Annotated in this window: 11 protein-coding genes; 8 read left to right on the top strand and 3 right to left on the bottom strand. The window is 28.6% G+C overall.

The annotated features are described in order from the left end of the window. Window positions 1–134: 134 nt before the first annotated feature. Genes EBB51_RS07335 through folK form a run of 4 tightly spaced genes read left to right on the top strand, consistent with a single transcriptional unit; the run spans window position 135 to window position 3,743 of the window. On the top strand, window positions 135–1,460 hold the full coding sequence (locus EBB51_RS07335) for a folylpolyglutamate synthase/dihydrofolate synthase family protein (RefSeq protein ID WP_123053865.1): 1,326 nt from the start codon (window positions 135–137) through the stop codon (window positions 1,458–1,460). Between the two features lie 57 nt (window positions 1,461–1,517). Continuing rightward, window positions 1,518–2,075 carry a GTP cyclohydrolase I FolE gene (gene folE, locus EBB51_RS07330; protein WP_123053864.1) on the top strand — a complete coding sequence of 186 codons (558 nt, stop codon included), beginning with the start codon at window positions 1,518–1,520 and terminating at the stop codon, window positions 2,073–2,075. Window positions 2,076–2,111: 36 nt separating this feature from the next. Continuing rightward, complete coding sequence (folP, locus tag EBB51_RS07325) at window positions 2,112–2,921, top strand: dihydropteroate synthase (RefSeq protein ID WP_123053863.1); 810 nt, start codon at window positions 2,112–2,114, stop codon at window positions 2,919–2,921. 6 nt (window positions 2,922–2,927) lie between these two features. Continuing rightward, complete coding sequence (gene folK, locus EBB51_RS07320) at window positions 2,928–3,743, top strand: 2-amino-4-hydroxy-6-hydroxymethyldihydropteridine diphosphokinase (RefSeq protein WP_123055010.1); 816 nt, start codon at window positions 2,928–2,930, stop codon at window positions 3,741–3,743. Between the two features lie 114 nt (window positions 3,744–3,857). On the opposite strand, the gene EBB51_RS07315 is transcribed toward folK, so the two are convergent. Then, the gene (locus tag EBB51_RS07315; RefSeq protein WP_123053862.1) at window positions 3,858–4,403 is read right to left on the bottom strand and encodes a flavodoxin family protein; all 546 of its coding nucleotides are present in this window, start codon (window positions 4,401–4,403) and stop codon (window positions 3,858–3,860) included. A gap of 156 nt (window positions 4,404–4,559) precedes the next feature. Here EBB51_RS07315 and EBB51_RS07310 point away from each other — a divergent pair, with 156 nt between their 5' ends. After that, entirely contained in the window at window positions 4,560–6,065 is a 1,506-nt protein-coding gene (locus tag EBB51_RS07310) for a hypothetical protein (protein ID WP_123053861.1), read from the top strand. 18 nt (window positions 6,066–6,083) lie between these two features. Then, window positions 6,084–7,295, top strand: coding sequence for a right-handed parallel beta-helix repeat-containing protein (locus EBB51_RS07305; protein WP_123053860.1), 1,212 nt, complete (start codon window positions 6,084–6,086; stop codon window positions 7,293–7,295). A gap of 120 nt (window positions 7,296–7,415) precedes the next feature. On the opposite strand, the gene EBB51_RS07300 is transcribed toward EBB51_RS07305, so the two are convergent. Continuing rightward, entirely contained in the window at window positions 7,416–8,861 is a 1,446-nt protein-coding gene (locus tag EBB51_RS07300; protein ID WP_123053859.1) for a DEAD/DEAH box helicase, read from the bottom strand. Window positions 8,862–9,052: 191 nt separating this feature from the next. Between EBB51_RS07300 and EBB51_RS07295 the strand changes: the two genes are divergently transcribed. Then, complete coding sequence (locus tag EBB51_RS07295) at window positions 9,053–9,550, top strand: dihydrofolate reductase (RefSeq protein ID WP_123053858.1); 498 nt, start codon at window positions 9,053–9,055, stop codon at window positions 9,548–9,550. A 129-nt stretch (window positions 9,551–9,679) separates the two neighbouring features. After that, window positions 9,680–11,098 (top strand): MFS transporter, encoded by a 1,419-nt coding sequence (locus EBB51_RS07290; RefSeq protein WP_123053857.1) that lies wholly within the window; start codon window positions 9,680–9,682, stop codon window positions 11,096–11,098. 591 nt (window positions 11,099–11,689) lie between these two features. Here the strand turns inward: EBB51_RS07290 and mltG are convergent. Then, window positions 11,690–12,694 carry an endolytic transglycosylase MltG gene (gene mltG / locus EBB51_RS07285; RefSeq protein ID WP_123053856.1) on the bottom strand — a complete coding sequence of 335 codons (1,005 nt, stop codon included), beginning with the start codon at window positions 12,692–12,694 and terminating at the stop codon, window positions 11,690–11,692. Between the last annotated feature and the right edge of the window lie 251 nt (window positions 12,695–12,945).

Here is a 12,945-nt window from a genome sequence, read left to right as displayed (position 1 = left end):
TATAAATAGGTAAAGACTTTTTCTTTACCTATTTGTGATTGACATGAAATTCATTTATATGAGAAAATAAGTTTCAAGTACAATTTGAAGAAAATTATAAAATATTGAAGAGAGTAGAAAAGAGGTACTTATATATGAATTATCATGAAGCTATATCTTATATTTCAAGTACAAAGAAGTTTGGAGTAAACTTAGGGTTAGATAGAACATATAAGATGCTGAAACTACTTGATAACCCACAAGATAAGATAAAATGTATTCATATTGCAGGCACGAATGGGAAGGGATCAACAGCAGCTATGATAACGGAAATATTATTGACAGCTGGGTATAAAGTTGGTATGTATACATCACCATATATTGAGGAATTTGAAGAGAGAGTACAAATAGATGGACAAAACATTTTAAAAGATGATTTAAGTAAAGTTGTTACCGAGGTATCACATGCAGCAGAAAAAGTGTTGAAAATGGGATATGATAATCCAACTGAATTTGAAATAATAACGTGTGCAATGTTTTTATACTTTTATAAGAAAAAAGTTGATATAGCTGTAATTGAAGTTGGACTTGGAGGAAGACTCGACTCTACAAATGTACTTCAATCCTTTAAAGTATTAAATAATAGTGCAGGTGTAATATTGAGTATTATAACATCTGTAAGCTGTGATCACATGAAAGTACTTGGAAATACTATTGATAAAATTGCTTTTGAAAAAGCTGGTATAATTAAGGAAGGTGTACCTGTTATATTATATCCTCAAGATGAGAAAGTGCAAAAGGTAATACAGGATGAATGTTATAAAAAAAACAGCAGGCTTATAAAGGTGCCAAATTCATGTGCTAAATTTATAAGGAATAATGATAATTTTAAACAAAATGTTATTGTAAAAACCTGCAGTGATGTATACAATATAGAATTATCATTGCTTGGACAACATCAAGTATTAAACTGTGCTGCAGTTATCTTAGCATGTGAGGAATTAATCAATTACGGATTGAAAATAAAAAAGGAGCATATAATTAAAGCTTTAAAAAATGTTAAGTGGATTGGAAGACTTGAAGTATTAAATAAAAAACCACTTACTGTAATTGATGGTGCACATAATGTTGATGGGATTAAGAATTTAGTTGGAAGTGTAAAGAGGCATTTTAAATATAATCATATGATTTTAATAATTGGTATACTCGCCGATAAACAAGTAAATAAGATGCTTGAAATGATAGCTCCTATGGCACAAAAAGTACTAGCTGTTACACCAAATAACATTAGGGCAGAAAGTGCTAGTGAATTAAAAGATGCAGTAAAAAAATATAATTTGAATTGTGAGGCATTTGATGATTATAGAGAAGCATATGATAGAGCAGTCTCATCTTGTAAATTAGATGATTTACTATTAATTTGCGGTTCTCTATATATGATTGGCGGTATGAGAAAGATAATAATAGATAAAGATAAATAAAAGTAAATTATATGTATCTAAAAGGGGGTGCAGTAGAACTTTTTAGTTCTGTTAATTATGGTAGATAAAGCAAAAATTATAAAAGCCGTAAAAATGATGCTTGAGGCAATTGGTGAAGATCCAGAAAGGGAAGGTCTCCTTGAAACTCCAGAAAGAATTGCAAGGATGTATAGTGAAATATTTTCGGGGCTTAGTGAATCACCAGAGGAACACTTAAGCAAAACTTTTACTATTGAACAAAATGATATTGTACTTGAAAAAGACATTCAATTTTATTCTATGTGTGAACATCATTTTTTACCTTTTTACGGTAAAGTACATATTGCATATATACCTAATGGAAAAGTAGCTGGATTAAGTAAGCTTGCCAGAACTGTTGAGGTATTTGCAAAGAGACCGCAGCTTCAGGAGAGAATGACTTCTCAAATTGCAAATTCACTGATGGAATATTTGGACGCCAAAGGTGCTGTAGTTGTTGTTGAAGCAGAACACATGTGCATGACAATGAGGGGAATAAAAAAGCCTGGAAGTAAAACTGTAACTTCTGCAGCAAGGGGTGTATTCTTAAATGATTCAAAACTTAAAGATGAAGTTTATAAAATGATTTTAATTTAGATGGTGGTTAATTATTAAAAATGGAGTGATTTTAGTATGAATATTGGAAATAAAACCTTTAATTTAGGAGAAAGAACGTTTATTATGGGAATATTAAATGTAACTCCTGATTCATTTTCTGATGGGGGAAAGTTTAATAATTTAGACAAGGCACTTTCCCATGCAGAAGAAATGATATCGCAAGGTGCTGATATTATTGATGTTGGAGGAGAGTCAACAAGACCTAATCATACACCTATTTCAGCTCAAGAAGAATTGAGCAGGGTAATTCCAATTATAGAAGCTTTGAAGGCTAGAATAGAAGTTCCTATATCTATTGATACATATAAAGGAGCTGTAGCGGAAAGTGCAGTTAAAGCTGGGGCAAGCTTGATTAATGATATTTGGGGTTTAAAAAAAGATAAGACTATGGCAAGTGCTGCAGCAAAATATCAAGTTCCATGCTGTATTATGCATAATAGGGATAACAAAAATTATGATAATTTAATGAAAGATATAGCAGTTGATTTAAAAGAAAGTATAAACTTGGCACTTGATGCTGGTGTAAAAAGAGAAAATATAATTATTGATCCAGGGATTGGCTTTGCAAAAAGTTATGAACAAAATCTCACAGTTATGAATGAGCTTGAAAAGTTGAAAAAGTTAGGATTTCCAATGCTTCTTGGAACTTCAAGAAAGTCATTTATTGGCAAAACCCTTAACTTGACAACTGAAGAAAGGTTAGAGGGAACTATGGCTACAACGGTTATAGGGATAATAAAAGGCTGCGATTTTATAAGGGTTCATGATGTACTCCAAAATAAAAGGGCAGCTATTATGGCAGATGCTATAGTTAGGAGAAGGTGATTGAATTTGGATAGGATACATATTGAAGATCTAGAAGTATACGCATTTCACGGAGTTAATCCACAGGAAAAAGATATGGGACAAAAGTTTTTAATATCATTGGAACTGTTTTTGGATTTAAATGAAGCGGGAGAAAGTGACGATTTATCTAAAACTATTAATTATGCAGAACTATGCAGCAAAGTTGAGGAAGAATTTAAAAAGGATAAATATGATTTAATAGAAAAAGCAGCCCAAAAGCTTGGAGAATTTATTTTACTTAATTACAATAGTGTAAAAAAGGTTATAGTAGAGGTGAAAAAACCGTGGGCACCAATAGGAAAACCGCTTAAATATGCATCTGTATTTATAGAAAGGGGCTGGCATACAGCTTATGTTGCACTGGGTTCAAATCTTGGAGTTAAGGAAGATAACTTATTAAATGCAATTAAATTTATAAAAGATAATCCATTATGCAGGGTTTTAAAAGTATCAAAATTTTATGAAACTAAACCAGTAGGATATACAAATCAGGATAATTTTTTAAATGGAGCATGTATGATAAAGACAATATTATCTCCCCAAAAATTATTGGAATTTTTAATGTACATAGAAAAAATGCTCAAAAGAGAGAGAATAATAAGATGGGGACCTAGAACTATAGATTTAGATATCATATTCTACGATAACTTAATATTTTCAGATGATGAATTGGTTATTCCACATCCTAGAATGCATGAAAGAATTTTTGTACTTGAACCACTTAATGATATAGCGCCTTATTTTGTACATCCAATATATTCAAAAACAGTATCAGACCTAATGAATAATATAAGAGGTTGAATTTAATTTGTTGCATAGTGTTAGAAAAGGGGCTGCCGCACTAAAAAATTAGTACGGCAGCTTTTTGTCTAAAAAAATAAACATTCCAATTGGAATGTTTATTTTTCTGAAATGTTAATCCAATTTATTTACCAAATAAGCTACATTTTCAGAAAATCTCTTTACTGTTCTTATTCCTTCTTCATCATTTAAAGCTTCACCTGGTTTTTGACCAAAAACTACATTCCAGTATGTTGAACCTGGTATAATCATATCATTGTAAAGATAAAACATTAGCATTTCTTGTATTGATGATGTTTGGCCAGCACGTCTTGCAACTGCAATAGGTCCTCCTACTTTTCTTGATAAGAAATTTCCATCTTTCATAGATGCCATTGCTATTCTTTGAAGTGCTGTCATAAGTTCAGCTCTTGCAGTTCCCCAATAAACAGGTGCTCCAACAATTAGTCCTTTAGCTTCTTTTATTTTTTGAATTATTTTATTAAAACCGTCATTGTATCCTCCTTGAACATCCATTGAATCTTTTAAGCTCATTCCAGCTAATGATACAATTTCAGCTTGAACTCCATTTTGTTCTATAACTTTTGCGCATTCTTTAAGAACTTGCATAGTGTTGCCTTTTGCATTTGGACTTCCACTTAATAATATTACCTTTTTCATATATAACATCTCCTTAATATTGAAATATATTGGTATTACATAATGATAATACTAAATATGAACAATATCAATATTAAGTATTATTTGATTGAGCAACTTGTAGAATTATGGTATAATTATACAGATAATGACGCAGGTATTCAGGAGGAATTTTAAATGGAATTTGATGAATTGAAATTAGAGTATCAAAAACTTAAAAATGGATTTAAGTTATTTGAAAATATCATAGAATATGAAGATGACATGGATTTAAATGTTGATTTAATTAAAATTGAAAAGATAATAAATGAAAGGTTACCTGATATATTTAAAGAAAATGCACCGTCAAACGTGCATGACTTATATTTTGGCTTTAAGTATGAATTAAGTAAATTTAAAGATTTTATAATGTACGATAAACTCATGGATAAAAAGATTGTTGCAATTGGGGGAAGTTACAGCAGTAAAAAGTCAAGCTTTTTAAATTTTCTTTTGGAAAATCAAGTATTTTCGTTAAAGTCAAATCCAGAAAATTTAATATCTACATATATTGTAAATGGTCAAGATACTGAAATATGCGGATTAAACGCATCTTATTCAAAAATTCAAGTAAAATTATCTAATTTAAAAAGTTTTAGTAAATTGTTTGATGAAGATGAAGAAAATATATTAAATAGATTGGGTTTGCAGGATATATTTAAAAGTGTTCTCATATCAACACCTATTCAAGTTTATAAAAATATATCATTTTTAAATATTCCATTAAATTATAATACTTATTATAGTGATAGATTTTATGAAAAGACTGCAGTGGTACAATTAAATTCAAGTAATTATGTCATATGGTTTATGCAATCAAGTTCAATCGACAGCATAGATGAAGAGATAAGCTTTATTAGTAAGTTGAGAAAAGAAACGCCAAAGCTAATTATTGTAAACAATGATGATGACTGTACAAAAGAAGAAATTAACAAGATTATAAATAAACTCAAAGATATATTCGATTCTAATGGTATTGACTATTTAAATGTGCTTTCATACTCAAGTAAAATATCAGATGAATTTGATAATAACAGAATAAGAGAATATCTTGAAAATTGGAATGACGAAATGTATGAGTCTAAATTTGTTTACAATTTTAAACTTTTATTTGTAAAATGTATGGAGTATTATAAATATGTTATAGAAAATGAGAGTAAAAGATTAAATATTTTAACTAATTCACTTGATTTATCAGACAATGTAAGTGTAAAGGAGTCTCTTTTCTTGCTTTCAGAGGAAACAGAAAAAAATATAAACAATTTGAAAAGGACAATTTTGAGCTTAAGAAAAGTTGAAGATGAATTTTTTATGAGAATAAAGGGTGCAGCAAATAACTTTGGTATAATCATACAAGAAATATCTGAGACAGATTTAGAAGATCAAGTTATAGATCCATTAAAAGTTGTAAAGGAATATATGAAAAATCATCTTGCAAAAAGTGATCCAGCTATTAATATTATGATTTACAATACATTAAAAGATGTTAATCCAATTATGAATAAAGAATTAGGAGGTTTTGCATATAAAGCAGAACTATCTAGTATGATAAGAAAAATTTTAGTTTTAAAAAAAGACGAGATAAAGTTCAATGAACCAGGTGATAATGTTAATAAATTTATTGAATGTATAAATAAACTTTAAGATAGGGAGAAATAAATTATGATTGGTATGGATAAGGATAATTCATTTAGCAAAATAAGAAAGTATTTCAAAAATCAAAAGGCAGCTTCATATCCAATAAAGGGTCATCCTCTTGAAGAAAGTCAAAATTATACAAAAAGTATATATATGGAGATGTTATGCATCATTCTTCAATATGGTGAACTACCTAAGGCAGAACAGATATTATTCATAAGAAGACTTTTTGAGGGAATAGGATTAGGTGATAAATTTAATGAGTATATGAGAAAAGCACTATGTGCTGATGAAACTTTTGCAAGTGAATTTGTGAAACAATTTAAATACAGCGAGTTAAAGTATAATTTTGTTGTTGATTCACTTATTGTAATTGCATCAGCAGGAACTCCTGAAAAACATTCAGTAGAGTTTATTTCGGAAATATGTGAAATACTTTTGCTAAATAAAAAAGAAGTAGAGTTTTTAGTACATGTAACATTGAGCATACTTGAGCAAGATAGTGATATATACAGCAGTATATCAGATAAAAATCTTGCACAAGGTATGATAGGTAATTTTATGTGTTATTTCAAACAGTTTTTTACAGGAAAACTTGTTGATACAAATTCAGAAGTTTACTATTTTGCAAAAGAAAAAGTTAAACTAAATCTGCAGGGTAATAAAGATGGCAGTGTAATAGAATTTAAACAAAATAATGTGGCTTTTGAAAATTATATGATTGATTTAAGTAAAGTAAATTTTAAATTCATAAGGTGTGAATATGTTGAATTTATAAATTGCAGCTTCAGTGGAGTTGGTCCTATTGTATTTGAAAATTGTAAACATATAAATATTTCAGGATGTAATTTTAATGATTTTACTAAAGGAGCATTTGAAGTTAAATCGTGTTATAATTTTAATATTATTAAATCAACATTTAAGAACTGCGGTAAGGTTGGATATTCCGATATTTATGGCGGTATAATTTATTCCGACAACTTGAATGAAATAACTATAAAAATGTGTAAATTTGATGACTGTTTTGTCAAATCTGGAAATGGGTACGATAGGGTATATGGAGTAATATTTTATGGTGGAAATTCAACAAAACGTATGGTTATAGAAAATAATGATTTTGGATACTTTGATATAAAAAACAACAGTGATAGTGATGAACTGTTTTATGGAGTAAATAGAGAGTGTTTTAAATCTAAAGATAATACTCTTTTTGATGATAACATGAGATTGATATAATTGTATTCAGCTCTAGTATAATAATATGAGGTATTGAGTTTTGTGGTTAGCCTATGCATTTCATACATATGCTAACCACAAAATTTGTACTGCAGTGTAAAGGATACGATAATGTGATAACTATTTTTGTGCTTTGTCTGCTCTTACTGTCTTTCCTTTTATAGTTTTATGTTTTAGTGCATCAAGTACTATGTTTCCCTTGCCAGAAAGTATATCAACATAAGAAAAATTGTCTCTTATATCTATTATACCAACGTCATCTGGGCTGACCCCATCTATACTTGCAATGGTTCCAGCTATGTCGCCGGGTCTTATTTTTTTCTTCTTGCCTGCACTTATGTATATTTTCATGATATCTTTGTTTACTTTTTTAGCTTTGTTTGTCTTTAGCTTGATAGGGGATTTAAGTTCTTTATCAAATATAAGTTTTCCATTTTGTACCTCTTCATTAGATGGAATTTCTGCTCTTTGTATATTTAAATTAAAGGTTTCTTCTATTTGCTGTAAAAATCTATATTGATTAGGTGTTACAAAAGTCACAGCAGTGCCACTCTTACCTATGCGGGCAGTTCTGCCAATCCTATGAATATAACTTTCTTTTTCCATTGGTATGTCATAATTTATTACATGTGTTATATTTTCAACATCAATTCCCCTTGCAGCTATATCAGTACATATGAGAAAAGTAAATTCTCCTCTTTTAAATCTATTTAAAACATTAATTCGCTCAGATTGAAGCATTCCACCATGAAAAGAATCGCATAAAAATCCTTCATTCTTCATTTTTGCAAGTAAATCATCTACATTTTTTTTAGTTGAACAAAATATCATTGAACTCATAGGTCTTTGAGTATATACTATCTTCTTCAGCAAATTAAATTTTTTATCATTTTCTACTTCATAATAAATTTGTTTTATTCTATCTAATGTAGAACTTTTAGATTTAATTTCTACATTTATTGGATCTAGCATATACTCATTACATAGTTTAAGTATTTCATCTGGCATAGTTGCAGAAAATAAAAGTGTAATCCTGTCCTTAGGCAGTTTACTTACTATGGATTTAACTTGATCTATAAATCCCATATTGAGCATTTCATCTGCTTCATCTATAATCAAATATTTTATATTTTTAAGATTTAATGTTCCTCTTTTCATGTGATCTAGTGTTCTGCCTGGAGTTCCAACTACAGCGTGAACTCTCTGTTTAAGTTTATTTATTTGAATGCTTATAGGTTCCTTGCCAAATACGGTTACACATCTTAGTCTCTTAAATCTACCGATGTTTGAGAAATCCTCCTTTATTTGAAGTGCAAGTTCTCTTGTTGGGGAGAGTACTAACACTTGAACGTTATTTTCTTCTAATTCTAATTCCTCACAAATTGGTATTGCATATGCTGCAGTTTTACCACTTCCAGTTTGTGACTTAACTATTACATCCTTTTTCTTTAAAATAAGTGGTATTACTTTTTCTTGAACCTCAGATGGAGTTTTGTACTCCAGTCTTTTAAGTGATTCTAATATATCTTGACTTAATCCAAAATCTTTAAAATTTAATTTATTCATAATCTTACCTCGTATACTCTTTAGTTTAACAATACTTATCATACTATTATATTTTGATAAAGTACAGGAAACAATATTCAAATTTAATATATATTTTAAAAGTTGCCATCATGTATTATAATTTATATTATGTTATAAAGTTTATTTCAAAGGAGGAAATAAAGTAAGTAAGTTGGAGGATATGAGGATTTATGGTAACAATAATAGCAGCAGTGGATAAAAATAATGCAATTGGAAATAATAATGGACTCCTATGCCGTATTCAAGAAGATTTAGAGAGATTTAAAAATATTACTATGGGACACACTATAATTATGGGAAGAAAAACATTTGAGTCGCTGCCTCAAGTTCTTGCAAATAGAAAACATATTGTTATAACAAGAAATAAATATTTTAAAGTTCAAGATGATAGTGTAATTATTGCTCATTCGGTTGAAGAAGTATTAAGTTTTTTAAAAGAAAAGGAAGAATATTTTGTAATAGGCGGGGAATCAATTTACAGACAGTTTATGCCATATACTGAGAAAATGTACCTTACTTTTATTGATTATGAATTTAAAGCAGATACTTTTTTCCCAAGTATAGATTATAAAAATTGGACAGTTATAGAGAGTATAGATGGTAAAATGGATGAGAATATCACGTTTGATTATAAATTTTTAACTTTAAGAAGAAATTACACAGTATAGTTATACTGTATTATCTTACCTAGTAAAAGAAAGTAGTAATGAATATATAGAAGTATCAATAAACTTCCTAGAAGGTGTTAAAAAATGGAGTAGAGTATAAAAAAATATCTGTGAAGGGATGAAAGAGGATTGAACGAAGCTGAAACTCAAGTATATAAAAAGAGATGGTTAATTTTATTTACAGTACTTTCTGCAACTTTTATGTCAACTTTAGATGGAAGTATTGTAAATGTTGCGCTGCCTGACATGGCAGTTAAATTAAATGTAGGAATGGCAGGTATAGAATGGGTTGTTACAAGTTTTTTAATAACTGTTGCAGCAACTATTTTAATTTTTGGAAGATTGGGGGACATGGTAGGGAAGACAAGGGTATTTAAATATGGATTAGTAGTTTTTACAATTGGATCATTATTATGCGGACTTACAAATTCATTACCACTACTTATAACAGCAAGGGTAATTCAGGCAGTAGGTGCCTCAGCTACAATGGCTACAAATCAAGGAATTATAACTCAAGTTTTTCCTGCAAATGAAAGGGGAAGGGCTCTTGGAGTTTTAGGTACATTTGTTGCGTTGGGTTCAATGGCTGGTCCTCCAATTGGTGGTATTATAGTTTCTGCTTTGAGCTGGAAATATATTTTTTTAATAAATGTACCAATAGGAATAATTGTATTTGTACTAACAATAAAAATATTTCCAAAGCCGCATATGGTACATGGAGAAAAGTTCGATACAAAAGGAGCTTCTTTATTTGTAATATCTATTATACTTTTATTTGGAGCGCTGGGACAAGGACAAACTATAGGATATAATAATCCAATTATAATTTCTGCTTTTGTTATTTCATTTATAACCTTTGTATTGTTCATCATGATTGAATACAAAATAGAGATTCCACTGCTTCAATTGAGTATATTTAACAATAGTTTATTTTCAGTGAGCATACTATGTGCATTTATTTCATTCATTGCAATTAGTGCATCTAATATAATACTGCCATTTTATTTTCAAGATACTTTAAAATTTTCGCCAGCAATAACAGGTTTTTTCATGATGGTATCTCCAATCGTTTTATCTGTTGTAGCTCCTTTTAGCGGATATGTGTCAGACAAAATTGGCTCAGAAATACTTACACTTATTGGACTTACGTTTACAAGTTTGGGATTATTTTTAATATCTAGTTTAAATGAACGATCATCTGTAATAACTTTGATTTTGTATATAGTAATAATGACTGTAGGAAATGGAATGTTTCAATCACCAAATAATTCATTAGTTATGTCTACTGTGGCAAAAGATAAGCTTGGCATAGCTGGGAGCGTAAATGCCCTTATTAGAAATTTAGGATTTGTTTTAGGAACTTCGCTTTCAACTGCTCTATTATATAATAGGATGAGTTATAAAGTTGGATATAGGGTAACTGATTATATAAAGGGCAGAGATGATATATTTATGTATGGAATGAGATGTGTATATATAAGCGCAGGAATTCTTTGCTTATTCGGGGTTATAATAACTGCACTAAGATTTTATAATAGTAAAAAATGATAACAACAAACTCAAATTAGATGATTTAAATAATAATGTAATGTAAATATTAAACTTGGTTATGGTATATGGTTATTAGCTAAAGTTAATTTATGAGTAAAATTTGTTTTTTAAATTAAAACACAAATTAACTTTAAAAATAATAACCATATAAAAATTTAAAATCATAGGATTTCAAAATATGAGAATACATTAAAAGATTAGATAAATAATGCACTTAAAAATGAGTTATGAGTTATCGAAATGCATCTTGCATATTAACTTGATGATTAAATTAAAAGTTTAAACTATTTAGAGCTTTTCTTTATTTTCTTATATGATTGAGTATTCTTTTCAAGAATATCAAGTGACTCACAAAGACATTCTTCTATAACATCAGGAGTTATTAATATAGATTTCTTATTCAAATTTCCACCTTCTTTCCTTATTTCCATCAATTCTTATATTATATTACTATAGTTTAAGTATGTCAAGTTATAATTTATAGAGAACTTAAAAGAAATGAGAGCTGGACTTGTATTAGAGTATAAATTATATTCATATAGTGCTTCTAGTTCCAAACTAGAAACACTATACAAAATTACTAAATGCTTATTTTACATATTTTTTTACGTTTTTCATGTGTTCTTCATAGGTATTTGCAAATACATGTTCATTTGTTTGTTGATTTAAAACATAATAAAGGTAATTAGTTTTTGATGGATATATTGCAGCATCTATTGATTTCTTTCCAGGATTACATATTGGTGAAGGAGTTAAACCTTTGTTTGTATAAGTATTATAAGGTGATTTCACAGTTAAATCCTTATTATAAAGTTTGTCCTTATGCCCAATAACATAAAGAATGGAAGCATCTATTTGAAGAGGCATGTTTTTATTTAGCCTATTATATATTACACTTGCAATTTTTGGCCTATCAACATCTTTACGTGCTTCTTTTTCAACTAAAGATGCAACTGTAACCAAGTTCCTTACGTTATAATTTTCACTTATAATATAATCTTTGTATGGAGAAACTTCATCGTCAAATTGTCCCAGCATTGTTTTTATTATTTCATCTGAATTTGAAGTTTTTTTGTCAAAATAATATGTGTCTGGAAATAAGAAACCCTCTAATCTATGCGGACCTTGCGGTATATTATTTAAAAACCAGTAGTCATTGGATGTCCAGTTTTGTACTGCATGTAAAAAGCTTGATTTACTTACCAATTTATTTTCCTCTAAAAGTTCCCCTATTTGTTCATTTGTATAGCCTTCAGGTATTGTTATTTTTACTGTATTGCCATCTTTATAATTTCTAGACAGTATATCAGTAAGTACTGAAAATGATATTTGTTCAGGTATTGAAAAGTTACCTGATTGAATTACTTTATTTTTATAAAATGTTTTCTTCATAAACATGAAATAATCTTTATTTTTTATAATGGAATTACCATATAAAATATTAGTTACTTCTTCAGTAGAAGAATTTTTAGGTATTTGTATTTTTATTGTAGAAGTATTTTTAGTTGTACACAATGATTTATTGACATAAAAAAGTCCTCCCAATATTATTATTAAAATTATTATGACTGTTAAGGTATGCTTTTTTTTCATGGCTGTTCTCCTTGTTATTATATAATCTCTATTTTATTTTAACACTTAATAATAAAATATTAAAAAACATTTTGTTATAAATTTAAAACTTTAAAGGACTTTTTATAATAAAAAATTTTTGAAGATTAAATTAAATGCTGGAGGATATCATGTTATATTTATATAATATATAAGTAAGTTGGGTACATATCCACTTTGTGGTGTGGTAGAATAAATTAAGTAAATTATATTAATTATCCAATAATAATATA

It is taken from the genome of Clostridium sp. JN-1 (genome assembly GCF_003718715.1).
Classification (GTDB): domain Bacteria; phylum Bacillota; class Clostridia; order Clostridiales; family Clostridiaceae; genus Clostridium_AV.
Note: the sequence above shows the minus strand (reverse complement) of the source record. Positions and strands in the feature narration are given on the sequence as shown.